Source organism: Pseudonocardia sp. DR1-2, assembly GCF_023717215.1.
GTDB classification, from domain to species: domain Bacteria; phylum Actinomycetota; class Actinomycetes; order Mycobacteriales; family Pseudonocardiaceae; genus Pseudonocardia; species Pseudonocardia alni.
Genome location: NZ_JAMQOF010000009.1, coordinates 103,384 through 119,989 on the forward strand (window position 1 = coordinate 103,384; position 16,606 = coordinate 119,989).

At 75.2% G+C, this 16,606-nt stretch carries 14 protein-coding genes; 3 read left to right on the top strand and 11 right to left on the bottom strand.

Annotation, left to right across the window (positions count from 1 at the left end):
* Positions 1-58: 58 nt before the first annotated feature.
* From hemB to ND486_RS24395, 8 genes are all read right to left on the bottom strand, one after another.
* Complete coding sequence (gene hemB / locus ND486_RS24360) at positions 59-1,039, bottom strand: porphobilinogen synthase (RefSeq protein WP_251786739.1); 981 nt, start codon at positions 1,037-1,039, stop codon at positions 59-61.
* A gap of 94 nt (positions 1,040-1,133) precedes the next feature.
* A complete protein-coding gene (locus tag ND486_RS24365; RefSeq protein WP_251786740.1) occupies positions 1,134-2,675 on the bottom strand; it encodes a uroporphyrinogen-III synthase in 1,542 nt (513 codons plus the stop codon).
* 16 nt (positions 2,676-2,691) lie between these two features.
* On the bottom strand, positions 2,692-3,648 hold the full coding sequence (gene hemC, locus ND486_RS24370; protein ID WP_251786741.1) for a hydroxymethylbilane synthase: 957 nt from the start codon (positions 3,646-3,648) through the stop codon (positions 2,692-2,694).
* On the bottom strand, positions 3,645-5,081 hold the full coding sequence (locus ND486_RS24375) for a glutamyl-tRNA reductase (protein WP_251786742.1): 1,437 nt from the start codon (positions 5,079-5,081) through the stop codon (positions 3,645-3,647). The genes hemC and ND486_RS24375 overlap by 4 nt, the downstream gene beginning before the upstream one ends.
* Positions 5,082-5,085: 4 nt before the next feature.
* Positions 5,086-5,814 (bottom strand): redox-sensing transcriptional repressor Rex, encoded by a 729-nt coding sequence (locus ND486_RS24380; protein ID WP_062403813.1) that lies wholly within the window; start codon positions 5,812-5,814, stop codon positions 5,086-5,088.
* Between the two features lie 496 nt (positions 5,815-6,310).
* Complete coding sequence (locus tag ND486_RS24385) at positions 6,311-7,996, bottom strand: molybdopterin-dependent oxidoreductase (protein WP_251786743.1); 1,686 nt, start codon at positions 7,994-7,996, stop codon at positions 6,311-6,313.
* Positions 7,993-8,229 carry a glutaredoxin family protein gene (locus ND486_RS24390; protein WP_073576570.1) on the bottom strand — a complete coding sequence of 79 codons (237 nt, stop codon included), beginning with the start codon at positions 8,227-8,229 and terminating at the stop codon, positions 7,993-7,995. Before ND486_RS24390 ends, ND486_RS24385 begins: the two co-directional genes overlap by 4 nt.
* A gap of 1 nt (position 8,230) precedes the next feature.
* Positions 8,231-9,835: an AMP-binding protein gene (locus tag ND486_RS24395; protein WP_251786744.1), complete on the bottom strand. Its 1,605-nt coding sequence runs from the start codon at positions 9,833-9,835 to the stop codon at positions 8,231-8,233.
* 727 nt (positions 9,836-10,562) lie between these two features.
* Between ND486_RS24395 and ND486_RS24400 the strand changes: the two genes are divergently transcribed.
* The 3 genes from ND486_RS24400 to ND486_RS24410 all read left to right on the top strand — a co-directional run bounded on the left by ND486_RS24400 (position 10,563) and on the right by ND486_RS24410 (position 13,958).
* Positions 10,563-11,201, top strand: a complete 639-nt coding sequence (locus ND486_RS24400; protein WP_062398051.1) for a sigma-70 family RNA polymerase sigma factor — start codon at positions 10,563-10,565, stop codon at positions 11,199-11,201.
* Positions 11,202-11,391: 190 nt separating this feature from the next.
* Positions 11,392-12,816, top strand: coding sequence for a DUF5667 domain-containing protein (locus ND486_RS24405; RefSeq protein ID WP_208818936.1), 1,425 nt, complete (start codon positions 11,392-11,394; stop codon positions 12,814-12,816).
* 251 nt (positions 12,817-13,067) lie between these two features.
* The gene (locus ND486_RS24410) at positions 13,068-13,958 is read left to right on the top strand and encodes an HAD family phosphatase (protein WP_062398055.1); all 891 of its coding nucleotides are present in this window, start codon (positions 13,068-13,070) and stop codon (positions 13,956-13,958) included.
* Positions 13,959-13,971: 13 nt separating this feature from the next.
* Here ND486_RS24410 and ND486_RS24415 read toward each other — a convergent pair whose 3' ends face one another.
* From ND486_RS24415 to ND486_RS24425, 3 genes are all read right to left on the bottom strand, one after another.
* The gene (locus ND486_RS24415; RefSeq protein WP_251786745.1) at positions 13,972-14,370 is read right to left on the bottom strand and encodes a DUF5313 family protein; all 399 of its coding nucleotides are present in this window, start codon (positions 14,368-14,370) and stop codon (positions 13,972-13,974) included.
* Positions 14,367-15,332: a lysophospholipid acyltransferase family protein gene (locus tag ND486_RS24420; protein ID WP_062403815.1), complete on the bottom strand. Its 966-nt coding sequence runs from the start codon at positions 15,330-15,332 to the stop codon at positions 14,367-14,369. Before ND486_RS24420 ends, ND486_RS24415 begins: the two co-directional genes overlap by 4 nt.
* Positions 15,333-15,409: 77 nt before the next feature.
* The gene (locus ND486_RS24425) at positions 15,410-16,456 is read right to left on the bottom strand and encodes an NAD-dependent epimerase/dehydratase family protein (RefSeq protein WP_062398059.1); all 1,047 of its coding nucleotides are present in this window, start codon (positions 16,454-16,456) and stop codon (positions 15,410-15,412) included.
* Positions 16,457-16,606: the final 150 nt, after the last annotated feature.

A 16,606-nucleotide genomic window follows, 5' to 3' on the forward strand; every position in this document is an offset into this window, starting at 1 on the left:
CATCCCCGGTGGGCGGTGCCGGCCCCGGGTGGGCGGTGCCAGCCCCGGGTGGGCGGCGTCAGCCCCGGTCGAGCCAGGTCGCGGCCTCGGTGGCCCAGTAGGTCAGGATCACGTCCGCACCGGCGCGGCGGATCGAGGTCAGCGTCTCCATGATGGTCCGCTCGCGCTCGAGCCAGCCCCGGGCGACGGCGGCCTCGACCATCGCGTACTCACCGGAGATCTGGTACGCCGCGACGGGCACGTCGGCGACGTCGGCCACCCGGGCCAGGACGTCCAGGTAGGCCAGGGCGGGCTTGACCATCACCATGTCGGCGCCCTCGTCGAGGTCGAGCGCCAGCTCGCGCAGCGCTTCGCGGGCGTTGCCGCCGTCCTGCTGGTAGGTCTTGCGGTCGCCCCTGAGCTGCGAGTTCACCGCCTCGCGGAACGGGCCGTAGAACGCCGAGGCGTACTTGACGGTGTAGGCGAGGATGCCGGTGTCGGTGAACCCGGCCTCGTCGAGCGCGGTGCGGATGACGCCGACCTGGCCGTCCATCATCCCGCTGGGGCCGACCAGGTGGGCGCCCGCGCGGGCCTGCTCCACGCCCATCCGGGCGTAGATCTCCAGCGTCGCGTCGTTGTCGACGCCGCCGTCGGCGTCCAGCACGCCGCAGTGCCCGTGGTCGGTGAACTCGTCGAGGCACAGGTCGGACATGACGACCAGGTCGTCGCCGACCTCGGAGCGCACGTCGCGCAGGCCGACGTTGAGGATCCCGTCCGGGTCGACGGCGCCGGAGCCGGTCGCGTCGTGGTGCTCGGGCACGCCGAACAGCATCACGCCGCCGACGCCCGCGGCCGCCGCCTCCGCGACCGCCTTGCGCAGCGAGTCACGGGTGTGCTGCACGACCCCGGGCATCGAGCCGATCGGGACCGGCTCGGTCGCCCCCTCGCGCACGAACATCGGCAGCACCAGCTGCCGGGGACGGACCTCGGTCTCGGAGACCAGCCGCCGCATCGCGGGAGTGGTCCGCAACCGTCGGGGACGCTGCACCGGGAAACCCATGCCGACCAGGCTACGACCGCCCCCGACACACGTCGGCCCCGCACCACCTCGGGAGGCGGTACGGGGCCGGACGGGAGCAGCTCAGCGGCTCCGCTCAGCGGCGGCGCGCCTTCACCTTCTTCGGCGGCGGCAGGTTCCCCTCGGCGCGCAGCTTCGCGGTGTGGCTGGCCAGGGCGTCGACCAGGGTCGGGACCCGGGACTCCTCGGGCTGCACGTCGACCCGCAGGCCGAACTCGCGCGCGGTCTCCGCGGTGGCCGGGCCGATGCAGGCGACCAGGGTGCGGGCGTGCGGCTTGCCGGCGATGCCGACCAGGTTCCGCACGGTCGACGACGAGGTGAAGCACACCGCGTCGAAGCCGCCGGTCTTGATCGCCTCGCGGATCGGCGCGGGCGGCGGGGCGGCCCGGACGGTCCGGTAGGCCGTCACGTCGTCGACCTCCCAGCCGCGCTCCTGCAGCCCGGCCGACAGGGTCTCGGTGGCGATGTCGGCGCGCGGGAGCAGGACCCGGTCGACCGGGTCGAGCACGTCGTCGTGCGGCGGGAAGATGTCGAGCAGGCCCTCCGACGTCGAGGACTGGGCCTCGTCGATGTCCGGGACGAGCTCGGGCTCGATACCGAACTCGCGGACCTTCTCCGCGGTCGAGCGGCCGACGCAGGCGATCTTCACACCGGAGAAGGCGCGGGCGTCGAGGCCGAACTCGCCGAACTTCTCCCAGACGGCCTTGACCGCGTTGGTCGAGGTGAACACGACCCACTGGTAGCGGCCGTCGACGAGACCCTTGACCGAGCGCTCCATCTGCGCGGGCGACCGGGGCGGCTCGACGGCGATCGTCGGCACCTCCTCCGGGATGGCGCCGTGCATCCGCAGCCGCTCGCTCATCACGCCGGCCTGGTCCTTGGTGCGCGGCACCAGGACCCGCCAGCCGTAGAGCGCGCGCGACTCCCACCAGGACAGCTCGCCGCGACGACCGGCGGCCTCGCCGACGGTCAGGACGAGCGCGCCCTCGAGGTCACCGCCGTCGGCGGCGATCCGCCCGACCGACGACGAGATGGTCCGCTGGGTGGAGGTGGTGCCGCCCGCGGTGATCGCGACCGGCGTCTCGTCCGGGACGCCCTGGGCGGTCAGCCCGGCGGCGACGTCGCCGAGCAGCGCGCTCGTCGCGTGCAGCACGACCGGGCCCGGGCTCGCGGCCAGCGCGGCCCAGTCGACGCCCGCGCGGACGTCGGCCTCGACGTGCGCCGACCCGAGCGCGACACCGGCGTAGGCCGGGACCGCGGTCGAGGACGGGACGCCGGGGACGACGTCGAACGGCGTGCCCGAGGCGGACACGGCCATCGCCTCGGCGACGACGGCGTCGTTGGTCAGCGGGTCGCCGGAGACCAGGCGGGCCACCGAGCGGCCCTGGCCCGCCTCGGTGAGCAGGTCGCTCGCGATGTCGGCGGGCTGGCCGACGGCCGGGCGCACCTCGGCGCCGTCGGCGGCCAGGGCGAGGATGCCCTCCGGCACGTCCGGGTCGGTGATGACCAGCGGCGAGCCGGCGAGCACGTCCCGGGCGCGCACGGTGAGCAGCGCCGGGTCCCCCGGTCCGCTGCCCACGAAGGCGATCCGCCCTGAGGGGTTGGCAGGTCCTGTCATTGAAGAAACTCCCGAATCAGCGGTTGGCGGGACCACCGGGACCTGCGGGGGGCAGGTCCTCGGCTCCCAGGTCGAGAAGCTCGAGGGCGACCGCGGCCCCGATCTTCTCTGCGTCGTCCATGTCTCCGGTGGCGGAGGCGCGCACCACGTCGCCCCCCGCGATGTCCCCGATCCCCAGCGCGCCGCGCAGCGACAGGCGGTCGACCGCCCGGCCGTCGTCGTCGAGGTCGGAGACGACCTCGGCGAGCGCCCCGACGGGGGTCGTGCACTCGGCCTCCAGGCCCGCCAGCACCGCGCGCTCGGCGGTGACGGCGAAGCGCACGCCGCTGTCGTCCAGCACCGCGGCCAGCACCGACACCAGGTCGGTGTCGGCGGTGCGGCACTCGATCGCCAGCGCACCCTGGGCGGGGGCGGGCAGCATCTGCAGCGGGTCGATCAGCTCGTCCGCCTCGTCGACGCGGCCCAGCCTGCGCAGCCCGGCGGCGGCCACGACCACCGCGTCCAGCTCGCCCGACCGCACCTTCCCGATCCGGGTGTCCACGTTGCCGCGGATCGGCAGCACCTCCAGTCCCTGGCCGAGCGCGTGCAGCTGCACGGTCCGGCGCGGGGACCCCGTCCCGACCCGGGCACCACGGCCCAGCTCGCCGAGCACACGACCGCCGGTGACCAGCGCGTCGCGGACGTCCTCCCGCTCCGGGATCGCCGCGATCGTGAGCCCCTCGGGCTGCGCGCTCGGCAGGTCCTTGTACGAGTGCACCGCGACGTCGATCTCGCCGGCGTAGAGCGCGTCGCGCAGCTGCGAGACGAACACCCCCACCCCGATCTGCGGGATCGGCGCCGACGAGCGGTCACCGCTGGTCGAGATGGTCACCAGCTCGCACGGGTGGCCGGCGGCGACGAGCCGGTCGGCCACGGTGGTGGACTGCGCGACCGCCAGCCTCGACGGCCGGGTGCCGATCTTCAGGACGCTCACGAGATCTGCTCCGGGGGACGGGACCCGATCGACGGGGTGGCGTCGATCGGCGCGGTGGGGTCGCCGAAGCGAAGGGCGGCGGTGACGTCGCCGCCGTCGACGCTGGCGTCGGCACCCCGGACCGGGGCGGCGACCGCGGCGGCGGCCTGCGGGTCGAGCTCGAACAGGGTGCGCAGCGCCGCGGCGTAGCTGTCCCCGTCCGGGCCCTCGGCCAGGCGCTTCACCTGGACCGTGGGCGTGTGCAGCAGCTTGTCGACGACGCGGCGGACGGTCCGCGAGAGCTCCTCGCGGACGTGGCCGTCCAGGTCGGGCAGCCGGGAGTCCAGGCGCAGCAGCTCGGCGTCGACGACCTCCGAGGCGCGCCGGCGCAGCGCGGTCACCGTCGGCGTGACCTCGGCCGAGCGCTGCCCGGCCAGGTACTGCTGGGCCTCGGCGTCGACCATCGTCTGGGCCGCGGCGACGGAGCCGCCGTCGGCGGTGTCGAGCAGCCGACGCTGCAGGGTGATCAGGTCGACCATGCGCACGCCGGACAGCTCGCCGACGGCCGGGTCGACGTCACGCGGCAGGCCCAGGTCGCACACGACCAGAGGTGAGGTGCGGCCGGTCAGCGCCTCGGCGACCGGGGCCACGTCGACGACGTGCCCGATCGCGCCGGTGCAGGCCAGCATCAGGTCGGCGTCGCGCAGCTCGTCGGCCAGGGCGTCCATCGGCGCGTAGCGCGCGGTGGTGCCCTGCTCGGCGTGCTCGAGGACCTTCTCCACGAGCCGCTCGCCGCGCTCGGCCGAGCGGTTCAGCACGACGATCTCGCCCGCCCCGGCACGACGCAGGTGCGCGGCGGCCAGCGCGCCCATCGCCCCGGCGCCGACGATCACGGCGCGGGTGCCGCCCAGGCCGACGCCGCCGAGCTCACGGTCGGCGTCGCGCAGGGCCTCGGACACCACCGAGGCGCCCGCCTCGTCGATGCCGGTCCCGGCGTGCACCCGCTTGCCGACGCGCAGTGCCTGCTGCACCAGCTCGTGCAGGACCTTGCCGACGGCGCCCGCGGCGTCGGCGGCCGCGTAGGCGCCGCGCAGCTGGCCGAGGATCTGCGACTCGCCGACCACCATCGAGTCCAGGCCCGCCGCCAGCGCGAACAGGTGCTGGACCGCGGAGCCCGCGTAGTGCACGAACAGGTGCTCGGACAGCTCGCCGATGGGGAACCCGGCGTGGGTGCCGAGGACGTCGGTGACGTCGCCGAGGCCGCCGTGGAACGCGTCCACGACCGCGCAGATCTCGATCCGGTTGCACGTGGAGAGGACGACCGCCTCCTCGACGTGCGTGCGGTCGAGCATCTCCTCGAGAAGCTTGGGCACCTCACCCGGAGCGACCGCGAGGCGCTCCAGCACCTCGACCGGCGCGCTGCGGTGCGACAGGCCGACCACGAGGACGCTCATGGCTCTACGACACCACCGATTCGTTCGTCTTGTCCGTCACCGCGGCGGCACCGGTGTGCCGTCGCGCCACGTGGAACGCGAGGACCTGCAGCTCGACCGACAGGTCCACCTTGCGGACCTCGACGTCGTCCGGGACCGTCAGCAGCACCGGAGCGAAGTTGAGGATGGACTGCACACCGGCCGCCACGAGCAGGTCGCAGACCTTCTGGGCCGCCGGGCCCGGCGTCGCGATCATCCCGATGGTGACGCCGCCACCGGCGCACACCTCGGGGATCTCGCGCACGTGCCGCACCCGGATGCCGTTGATCTCGCTGCCGACGAGGTCGTCGTCGACGTCGAACAGGGTGCTGACCGGGAAGCCGCGGCCGGCGAAACCGGTGTAGCCGGCCAGGGCGTGACCCAGGTTGCCGACGCCGACCAGCGCGACCGACTGCCGGTGGTCCATGCCCAGCTCGCCCTGCAGCCGTCCCTGCAGCGAGGTGACGTCGTAGCCGACGCCGCGCACTCCGTAGGAACCCAGGTAGGACAGGTCCTTGCGGAGCTTGGCCGAGTTGACCCCGGAGGCACCGGCGAGCTCCTCGGACGACACCGTCTCGACCCCGGCCTCGCGCAGCTCGCCGAGCACCCGCAGGTACACCGCGAGCCGGGACACGGTGGCCTCCGGCACCGGGCGCGCGGGACGCTCGCCGTTGCCGTCGGGCGCGGCGGCACCGGACTCGGGCGGCAGGGTCACGGGCCGTCCTCCTCGGGCGTCGGTCGCGGGCGGCCGGGTCCCGGTGCCCGCTCCCGCCCGCGGGGGCTTGATCCGCGGGCGGTCGGTCATCGAGACTGGGCGTGCTCCGGTCGGGGGTGTGCAAATACCGGTCGCCGGCGCGCTCGTGGCACGCCCGCGAACCGGCCGGACGGGCCGGTCGGGCTGCGGACGGACGAGGCCCGGCGTTCTCGGCGCCGCGGAGGCACCGTGCCACCGGGTCCGGCGACGGGAACCCACGGTAGCCGCTTGTGAAGGCACGCACAAAGTTGCGATCTTGGTCCTCTCCGTGCTCGGCCCGGGCCCCTGACCTGGAGCTACCGGTGATCGACGGGCAGGAACCGCTCATCGTGCGACGAGCGCCACGTCGGTCTCCACGACACCACCGTCACGCATACCGTGCGACCGCCCGTGACACACCTCTCCGCCCGGGACGGCGCGACGAGGCCCAGGTCACCGTCGCTCAGGTCACGGTCGCTCAGGTCACCGTGACGGTGCGGGTCGGCCAGCCGGTCGCCGCGCCCGGCAGCGGGGAGCGGCGCTCGGCGGTCTGGACGACGCCGTCGCCGTCGGTGGCGCGGCACACCAGGGTGTACCCGCCCGGCGGCAGGTCCAGCTCGGCGCGCCACTGCCGCCAGGTGGCCCCGCCGGACGGCACCGGCGCGAGCTCCGCGGTGACCCAGGACCCGGCCGCGCCGCCATCCTGCACCCCGACCTCGACCCGGCGGATCCCCCGGGGCACCGCCCAGGCGGAGCCGGTGATCACGACCCGGCCGGCGGGCACGCTGGCGTACGAGGCGGGCGACTCGATCCGCGCGGCGGTCTCCATCGGCCCGGGCGGCGCCCACCCGCGGTCGCGCCAGTAGTCGGCGCGGGCGGCGAACGTGGTGAACTCGATGTCGGTGACCCACTTGGTGGCCGAGACGTAGCCGTAGAGGCCGGGGACGACGATCCGCACCGGGAAGCCGTGCTCGGGCGGCAGCGCGACCGGGCCGTCCGGTCCGGCCATCGCGACCGCGAGCAGCGCACCGCGGCCGGGGTCGAGCAGCAGCGACGACGGGCTGCCCGCCGTCCAGCCGTCGGTGGAGGTGGACAGCGCCTGGTCCGCCGCCGGGTCGGGCGCGGCGGCCGCGAGCAGCGGCGCGAGCTCCACCCCGGTGAACCGGGTGGTGGACACGAGGTCGCCGCCGACGTCGTTGGAGACGCACGCCATCGTCACCCAGCGTTCGACGAGTGGGCGGGCCAGCAGGTCGTCGAGGGTGAGGGTGAGCTCGCGCCCGACCCGTCCGTGCACCCGCAGGCTCCACGAGGCCGGGTCGACCGACGGGACCCGCAGCGCGGTGTCGATCCGGTAGAAGTCGTCGACGGCGGTGGTGAACGCGGCCGCGCCCGGCACCTGCGCCCCGGCGGGCAGCGCCGGGGCGGGCGCGATGCGGCCCTGCGCGGCGAGCGTCCGGATCCGGGCGGTGAGCGCGTCACGTTCGGGCCCGATCCGGCCCGAGGGCAGCAGGGGCGCGGCGACCGCGGCCCCGGTGCCCAGCACGACCCCGCCCGCCCCCGCCAGCGCGGTGGTACGCAGGAACCGCCGCCGGGTCAGCGACGACCGGACGGGCCGCCCGTCGGGCAGCGTCCCGTCCGCGGTCGGGGCGGGGATCCGGGCCGCCAGCGCGTGCAGCCTCCGGAAGACCGTCACCGCGACGACGGCCGCGGCACCCGCCGGCACCATGTCGAGCTGACCGGCGCCCGACGCCGTCGCCGCGGCGACGACACCCAGCAGCCCGAGCGCCGCGAGCCCCCACGCCCCCGGCCACGGCGAGCGGCGCGACAGCGCGCCGAGCCCGGCCGCGGCCAGGGCCAGGACCACCAGCACCCCGGCGACGACGGTGTGGCGGCTGCCGATCCCGGCCCCGACGGTCGCCGCGCCGGCCAGCGCGGGCGGGGTGAGCGCCACGACCTGCTCGGCGACGGCGTTCACCGGCCCGGCGGCCGGGGCGACCAGCAGCGCGAGCGCCTGCCCCGCGCCGACGCCCAGGGCGGCCGCGGCGAGCCCGGCCAGGGCGGTGCGGGCCGCCGGTGCGGTGCGGACCGGCGGGCGGTCCGCACCCGGGGCGCCGCCGGCCGGACCGTCCGAGGTCGCGACCGGACCGTCGGGGGCCGGGCTCACGGCCGGGCCAGGTCCGCGCGCAGGCGCTCCTCGTCCACCCGGAACGAGTCGTGCTCACGACCGTCGAGCAGCACCACCGGCACCTGGTCGCCGTACTCGGCGCGCAGCTCGTCGTCGGAGTCGACGTCGACGGTGTCCCAGCCGGTGCCGGTCTCGGCGCACACCCGGGCCAGCACCTCGGCGGCGTCGTCGCACAGGTGGCAGCCCACCCGGGTCAGCAGTCGTACCCGCATCTCACATCCTCGCCAGTGTCCTTCGGGCGATCTTGCCCGTCGGGGTGCGGGGCAGCTCGTCGGCGAAGGCGACGACCGCGGGCCGCTTGAACCGGGCGAGCCGGGCCGCGCAGTGCGCGGCGACCGTCTCCTCGGTGAGCTCGGCGCCCGCGACCGGCACGATCACCGCCTTGACCGCGGCGCCGGTCCGGTCGTCGGGCACCCCGACGACGGCGACCTCGGCCACCGCGTCCAGCTCGGCGACGACCTGCTCCACCTCGCGCGGGTAGACGTTGAAGCCGTTGACGATGACCAGGTCCGAGGACCGGTCGACGAGGTGCAGGTCGCCGTCGGTGTCGAGGTAGCCGACGTCGGCGGTGACGAACCAGCCGTCCTCGCCCGGGCCGCCGGAGCCGTCGGGCCAGTAGCCGGAGAACAGGTTCGGCCCGCGCACCGCGATCAGCCCGGTGTCGTCGGACGGGTCGGAGCCGTCGTCGTAGTCCAGGTCGTCCAGCGGGTCCTCACCGCGCGGCTCGGGCTCCGGCGCGGGTCTGCGCTCCATCGGCTGCCCGTCGGCATCGACCAGGCGCAGCTCGACGCCGGGCAGCACCTGTCCGACCGAGCCGGGCTTGGCCGGTCGGCCCAGGTCGTTGCTGGTGACGACGGGCCCGCCCTCGGTGAGGCCGTAGCCCTCGTGCAGGTCCAGCCCGCTCGCCGCGCGGAAGTCCGCGAGCCAGCCCGCGGGCAGCGGCGCCCCGCCGGAGGTGCACAGCCGCACCCCGGCCATCGCGGCGCGCAGCCGCTCGGGCCCGAGGTCGAGCAGCATCCGGAACATCGACGGCACCCCGGCGACGACGCTGACCCGCTCCTCGACGACCGTCTCGACCAGCCGGTCCGGGGAGAACCGGCCGGGCAGCACGACGGTCGCTCCGGTCCAGCAGACCTGCAGCAGCCCGGCGGCGAGGCCGTAGACGTGGAACAGGGGCAGCGCCAGCAGGACCCGGTCGACCCCGTTGACCGGTGCCGGGCGGAGCGCACCCGCCTGCTCGCGGTTGGCCAGCAGCGCGCGGTGCGACAGCTGCACCCCGCGCGGGCGCCCGGTGGTGCCGGAGGTGAACACGACCAGCGCGATGCGCTCGGGGTCGGCGGGAGCCCGGTCGACCGGGGCGTCCGGGACCGGGGCGGCCAGGTCCGGCGGGCCCAGCAGCGTCGCGCCGACGCCCTCGGCGCAGCCGGCCGCGACGGCGTCGTCGGGCCGGGCGACGACCGCGACCGGCCGGGCCTGGTCGAGCACGACCTCGAGCTCGCGGGTCACCGAGCCCGCGCCGAACGGTACGACGACCGCGTCGGCCCGCAGCGCGCCGAACAGCGCCACGCAGTAGTCGGCGCCGTCGGGCAGGCCGATCGCGACCCGGTCGCCGTGGCGGACGCCCGCCGCACGCAGCCGGGCGGCCTCGGCGGAGACCGCGGCGTCGAACGCCGACCAGGTCAGCGTGAGCGGCGCCGCGCCGGACAGGTCACGGACGGCGTCGTGGCCCGGACGCTCGGAGGCGTTGCGCGCCACCAGGTCGGCGAGGTGGGTGGGACGGTCGGGACGGTGGCCCGGCACGGGGTCGGAACTCGGCACGGCGGTCTCCATCCTCGGACCCGCCGGGGCGGGGTCGGCTCGTCGGCACGCGTCGCCGCCAGTGTTCCAAACCCGGCCACGACCGTCGTGTCCCGAGGGACCGCTCACCGCTGTGTACGCCACGTGTCGATTCGGACACGCTTCGCGCACGGTTCGTCCACCGCGCGTATCGGGCCGCTCGCCGGAACGGCACGCGACGAGAGGCGGCGAGTGCGTTGCGCCACTCGACAGACGTCTATGCTCCGCCGCTACATGAAGTTCAACGCGTGAACCGCCGGTTCGTCGCGCGACTCACCCGAGGGAGTGGCATGCAGCTCGACGCCAGCGCGCCACGGCGCACACCGCGCCGCGCCGCGCGGGACGCGCCGGCGGTCCCCGCCGGCCGGGTCGCCCGCCGAGCCGTACCCCGTCCGACCCCCCGGGATCCATGACCCGGCCGATGCGACCGCACCGCCTGCTCCGACAGCAGCGCTCCGAGACCATCCCCGAGACCGTCCGTCCGACCCGGGCCCCCGAACCCGGCCAGGACAGACCCGACACCGTCCGCCCCCAGCCGGACGGGGAGGTGTCCGTGACTTCAGCGACCTCTGCACCGTCCCAGCCGACGGGGCCGATCGCGTCCGCTCCCCTGGTCGACGCTCCCCCCACGTACCCCGCAGGCCCCGCCCTACACCGCCCGGACGGCCGGACCACCCGGTCGGGTCCGCCCGGCCGTACCGAGCAGGACATGCCGATGCCACGACAGGCACCGCAGATCTCGCAGGAGCTGCAGCGCCCGGAGGCCGACCCGGCCGACGAGGCCGCCCGCGCCGTCGAGGACGCGAACAGCTCCTGGGCCCTCGTCGAGGCCTGCCAGGCCGGCGACGCGGCCGCGTTCGGCGAGCTCTACGAGCGCTACCACGACGTGGTCTACCGGTACGTGCTGTTCCGGATGGGTGACCGGTCCTTCGCCGAGGACGTGACGCAGGAGACCTTCGTCCGGGCACTGCGCCGGATCTCCTCGGTCAGCTACCAGGGCCGCGACATCGGGGCCTGGTTCGTCACCATCGCCCGGAACCTGATCTTCGACTACGTCAAGTCCAGCCGGTTCCGGCTGGAGCAGACGACCTCGGAGATCGTCGAGCTGTCGCCCAGCACCGGTGGTCCCGAGCAGCAGGTGCTCGACATGGCGACCAACGACGAGCTGCTGGCCTCGATCGCCAAGCTCAACTCCGACCAGCGCGAATGCATCCAGTACCGGTTCCTCAAGGGCCTGTCGGTCGCCGAGACCGCCGAGCTGATGGACCGCAACGAGGGTGCGGTCAAGGCGCTGCAGCACCGCGCGGTGCGTCGTCTCGCGCAGCTCCTCCCGGACGGCCTGCGGTGAGCGGGTCTGCCGCCGGATCAGCCGGAACGCGAGAGGGTGTGTCGATCACTGCGCCGAACGCACTACTCGATGCGGTGAACGGTTCGAAGGCCGTAACCTCGTCCGCGGTCGGTCGTTGTACAGACCGGCGCGCACTGACGGCGCCACACGCGCCGACGAGCAGCGCGAGACTGCAGTGAGGACGGACGGCATGCCCAGGGCATGGGACGACGGGTACCCCGGCGACGACGGTTTCGACCGCGCGCCGGCGGGTGCCCCTGCATCGGAGGAGCTGGCGCACGAGATCGCGCTGGCCGCCGCGCTGGACCGTTCGCGGCGTGATCTCTCGCCCGATCCGCACGCCTCGGCCCGGATGCGGGCGCGGCTGTTCGAGGTGCTGGCCCAGGAGGGCGTCGGACAGCAGTCCGGCGGGTCCCCGTTCGGCGACCGGTTCGACCGCGTCGACCAGGCCGACCTCACCGCGCCGATCGGCCCTCCGATCGCCGACGACCTCGACTGGGACGCGGTGTCCAACCGCCGCGCCGCCGGCGAGCACGCCCCGGCCGCGGACGACCCGACCGGTCGCAGCAGCCGTCCCCGCCGCGGCCGCCACGTGCTGCCGTCGGACCACCCGGACCACCCGGAGCAGGTGGGCGCCCCGGCCGGACCGGCCCGCGACGCCGAGGCCGGCCCCGGCCGCGACGACTCCGCCCGCCCGGCGCAGTCCGGCGCCCGGATGCTGGACCGCCGCCGTCCGAGCGTGCGCAAGCGCTTCGGCGTCGTCGTCGGCGGGTTCGCCGCGCTCGCGGTGATCGCCGGCGTGACCTCGACCGCCAGCCGCGACGCCCTGCCCGGCGACGCGATGTACGGCATGAAGCGCGCCAGCGAGAGCGTCGGCGGGGTGTTCACCGTCGGCCAGCAGGCCGAGGCCGCCCGCCAGCTCGACCTGGCCCGCTCCCGGGTCGACGAGCTGGAGAGCCTGGTCGCGCGGTCCACACCGCCGTCGCCGGACGCGGTCGCGTCCGCGATGGGCGACTTCGACCGGGCCACCAGCACCGGCAGCAGGCTGATGCTGACCGGCGCCGGGACCGACGGCGCGGACACCTCCCGCCTGGCCGAGCTGCGGACCTGGGCAGCCGCCCAGTCCGGGCGCATCACCCGTCTGCAGTCCGACCTGCCCGCCGAGAGCCGCGGGGAGACCTCGGAGGCGATCCGTCTGCTGGACCGGGTGCTGTCCCGGGCCGAGGCGCTGCGGGCCGGCACCGGCTGCGCCGCGGACAGCGGCGGCACCGTCGACGACCTCGGCCCGGTGCCCGGCGAGTGCCGCACCGCGGGCGGGCCGTCCTCGGCGCAGGCCGTCGAGCAGTCCGCGCCGGTGACGCCGTCGGAGACCGCGACCGGCACGCCGTCGCCGTCGCCGACCTCCGGTCCGGCGACCTCGACCTCGCAGGCCCCGACCACCTCGGGGTCCTCGCAGCAGGGCGGCGGGCTGCCGCTGCTGAACGGTGGTGGGTCGACCACCTCCGACAGCGGGTCCGGCAGCTCGTCGGAGTCGTCGTCGGAGCAGGACCGCCTGCTGCCGCCGATCACGATCCCGCCGCTGCTGCCGGGCCTCGGCCCGGTCACCCTCGGCTGATCCGCTCCGGACACCACGGGTACGGGCCCGGTCCCCGGTGCGTCGACATGTGTCACGTACCGGAGGCCGGGCCCGCTCCCGCGTTCCGGCAGTAGGCTGGGGCCGCGCCCCGATCCCCTCGGGACGCGAGACGCCGTCGCACCAGGAAGGCCGCCGTGGTGAGTGATCCCGGGTCCGTCCCCCCTCTCGACCAGAGCGGGACCCGCGAGTCTCACCCGCCCACCCACACCGGGCTCTCCGAGGAGCCGGGGGTGCTGGAGCGGGCGACCGCCCTCGACTCCGCGCAGCGGGCCGGTCAGGCCTCCGCCGCCGCGGCCGTCGCCGCCGAGGCCGACGACCACCCCGACGGCCCGGAGGGCGGGGACGGCGCGCCGCCCGACCTCACCGCCGCCGCGTTCTTCGACTGCGACAACACGATGATGGTCGGCGCGTCGATCTTCCACTTCGCCCGCGGCCTGGCCGCGCGCAAGTTCTTCACCACCTCCGACATGGCCGGCTTCGCCTGGCAGCAGATCAAGTTCCGGGTCGGCGGCCGGGAGGACAAGGGCGGCATCGCGGGACACCGCGACACCGCGCTGTCGTTCGTCGCGGGCCGCCCGGTCGACGAGGTCGTCGCGCTCGGCGAGGAGATCTACGACGAGCTGATGTCGGACCGGATCTGGGCCGGAACCCGGGCGCTGGCCCAGATGCACCTCGACGCCGGCCAGCGGGTCTGGCTGGTCACCGCGACGCCGATCGAGCTGGCCCGCATCATCGCGCGGCGGCTCGGGCTGACCGGGGCGCTGGGCACCGTCGCGGAGTCCGTCGACGGGCTCTACACCGGACGGCTGGTCGGCGAGATCCTGCACGGCCCGGCCAAGGCGCACGCTGTCCGCGCACTGGCCGCGTCGGAGGGGTTGGACCTGCGTCGCTGCACCGCGTACTCGGACTCGGTGAACGACGTCCCGATGCTCTCGGCGGTCGGCACCGCGGTCGCGGTGAACCCGGACTCCGAGCTGCGTGACGTCGCGAAGGCCCGCAACTGGCAGATCCGCGACTTCCGGACCGGGCGCAAGGCCGCCCGGATCGGGGTGCCCTCGGTGCTCGGCGCGGGCGCCGTCGCCGGGGCGGTGGCGGCCGGCATGGCCTACCGCAAGCGCTGACCCGCCCGGCCGCTCAGGGCGGCGGGGCCCCGCGGTAGCGCTCGGCGTAGCGGCGGGCGGCCTCGGCCCGCTCGTCGGCGATGGCCTCCCGTCGCGTCGCGCGGGCGGTGCCCGCGGGGTAGCCGGCCTTCGTCACGCGGTGCTCGACGGACTCCTCCATCACGAACAGCGCGTACTGCAGCGACACCAGCCAGCCCAGCAGCAGGGCGGTGAGCCGCAGCCACAGCGGGCCGGGGACGGCGAGCGCCAGCGGCACCGACAGCAGCGTCAGCACCGCCGCCGTGCGCGCGAAGTGGCGCAGGTGCCAGGTGCGGCAGGTCGTGTCGTGCAGCACCCACCCGCGGTACCGCGCGGGCAGCCGTCCGCCGGCGGCGTACCAGAGCCACCGCAGCGGGTCCGGCCGCCGGATCATCCCAGGAACACGTTGCGCCGCTGGGACAGCAGCCGGTACAGCGTGTGCTGGATGGTCTCCCGGACCTGGTCGGTCAGGTTGAACACGAGCATCGGGTCGTCGGCGTCGGCCGGGGTGTGGTCGTCGGTGCGGATCGGCTCGCCGAACTCGATGTACCACTTCGACGGCAGCGGGATCAGCCCCGCCGGACCGAGCAGCGGGAAGGTCGGCGTGACCGGGAAGTACGGCGCCCCGAACAGCCGGGCCAGCGGCGCGAGGTCGCCGATCTTCGGGTAGATCTCCTCGGCGCCGACGATCGAGCACGGGATGATCGGGACACCGGTGCGCAGCGCGGCGGAGACGAACCCGCCGCGGCCGAACCGCTGCAGCTTGTAGCGGTCCCGGAACGGCTTGCCGATGCCCTTGAACCCCTCGGGGAACACCCCGACGAGCTCGCCGGAGGTCATGAGCCGCTCGGCGTCGGGGTTGCAGGCCAGCGTCGCGCCGGCCTTGCGGGCCAGCGAGCCGGAGACCGGCATGGTGAACATGAGGTCGGCGCCGAGCAGCCGCAGGTGCCGGTGCGACGGGTGGTCGTCGTGCACCGCGACGGTCGTCATCACCGCGTCGAGCGGCAGCGTCCCGGAGTGGTTGGCGACGATCAGCGCGCCACCGGTCTCGGGGATGTGGTGGGTGCCGATGGTCTCGACGCGGAACCAGCGCTTGTAGAGCGGGCGCAGGGCGGGCAGCACCATCGCGTCGGTGAGCTCGCGGTCGAACCCGAACTCGTCGATCGGGTAGTCGCCCGCGAGCCGGCGGCGCAGGAACTCCAGGACCTGCTCCAGCGCGGCCTCCCAGGCCGGGCCCTCGTCGTCCTCGGGCTCGGGTGCGGAGGCGACCGGCGCGGGCCGCGACGGCTCCTCCGCCCGCGCGGGCCGGGCAGGCCCCCGGTTGCCCCGGATCGGGATCACCCGCGCCTCGGCCATGCCGTCGCCCTTCGTCGTACCACCGCGGCCGTCCGGCCGTCCCTGCTCGCGTGCCCGCATGCCGCCGTCCCGACCCGTCACCGCAGCGACCGGGCCAGGCCGAGCACGCCCCGTTCGAGCGAGGCGATCCGCTCCGGGCCGAGCACCGGCGCCAGCGCCTTGCCGCGCACGAAGTCGTCGAACGCCTGGGTGGTCGTCCACCGCGGCTCGAAGCCGAAGTCGTCGATCAGCCGGGTGAGGTCCACGACCCGGCCAAAGTTGAGGAAGCGCATCTGCTCCGGGGAGAAGTCGACGACGCGCGCGCCGCGCAGCACCCGGCTGACCGGGCCGACCGCGCCGCTCGGCACCGGGACGGCGATCTTGCCCGCGCGCCGGATGGCCTGGGACAGCATCAGCACCCCGTGCGCGGCGACGTTGAACACGCCCGGCAGCTCGTGGGTGGCGGCACGCTCGAGCACGGCGAGGCCGTCCTCCTCGTGCAGCAGCTGGATGCGGGCGTCGTAGCCCAGCACGGTGGGGACGACCGGAAGCGCGAAGTAGCGCGACAGCACGGTGTCCATCCGCGGGCCGATGAAGTTGGCGAACCGCAGGACCGTCGTGGTGACGTCCGGGCGGCGACGGCTGAACCCGCGCAGGTAGCCCTCGATCTCCGCGGCGTCCTTGGCGTACCCGCCCGAGGGCAGGTCCTTGGCCCCGATGGCCTCGTCGAACACGGCGGGGTCGCGGGAGCTGGAGCCGTAGACCGCGGTCGTCGACTTGAGCACGACCCGGCGCACGCTGGTCGCCTTCTGGCACGCGGCGAGGAGCTGCATCGTGCCGATGACGTTCATCTCCTTCATCGTCGCGCGGCCGCCCGCCGAGGCGGGGCTGGCCGAGAGCGACGCGTGCACGACGGTGTCGACGTTCGCCGAGGAGATGACCTTCGCGATGAGCGGGTTGCGGATGTCGGCGCGCACGAACTCGGCGCGGCCCATCCGCTTCAGCAGGTCCCGGGGCGGGGGGACGGTGTCCACGCCCAGCACCCGGTCGATGGCCGGGTCGGCCGCCAGCCGGGCCGCGAGGTGCCCGCCGAGGAAGCCGCTGACCCCGGTGACCAGCACGACGTTCGGGGTCGGCCGGTCCATGGGAGCTCCGTTCACCGGGTGCTGACGCGAGATCGTGCCGATCGTAGTCCCGCCCCGTCACACCGGGCAGGTACGCGGACACGTGAGGTGCGCGACGCGTCCGTCCGGGGGACGGACCGCCACAACGACACCGGCCGCGCACCCGCGGGG

Coding starts and splice junctions, on each gene's coding strand:
- ND486_RS24375 (WP_251786742.1), bottom strand. CDS start 5,081: ATGAGCGTCCTCGTGGTCGGCCTGTCGCACCGCAGCGCGCCGGTCGAG.
- ND486_RS24400 (WP_062398051.1), top strand. CDS start 10,563: ATGCCGATGCCACGACAGGCACCGCAGATCTCGCAGGAGCTGCAGCGC.
- ND486_RS24365 (WP_251786740.1), bottom strand. CDS start 2,675: ATGACAGGACCTGCCAACCCCTCAGGGCGGATCGCCTTCGTGGGCAGC.
- ND486_RS24415 (WP_251786745.1), bottom strand. CDS start 14,370: ATGATCCGGCGGCCGGACCCGCTGCGGTGGCTCTGGTACGCCGCCGGC.
- ND486_RS24425 (WP_062398059.1), bottom strand. CDS start 16,456: ATGGACCGGCCGACCCCGAACGTCGTGCTGGTCACCGGGGTCAGCGGC.
- hemB (WP_251786739.1), bottom strand. CDS start 1,039: ATGGGTTTCCCGGTGCAGCGTCCCCGACGGTTGCGGACCACTCCCGCG.
- ND486_RS24405 (WP_208818936.1), top strand. CDS start 11,392: ATGCCCAGGGCATGGGACGACGGGTACCCCGGCGACGACGGTTTCGAC.
- ND486_RS24420 (WP_062403815.1), bottom strand. CDS start 15,332: ATGGCCGAGGCGCGGGTGATCCCGATCCGGGGCAACCGGGGGCCTGCC.
- ND486_RS24390 (WP_073576570.1), bottom strand. CDS start 8,229: ATGCGGGTACGACTGCTGACCCGGGTGGGCTGCCACCTGTGCGACGAC.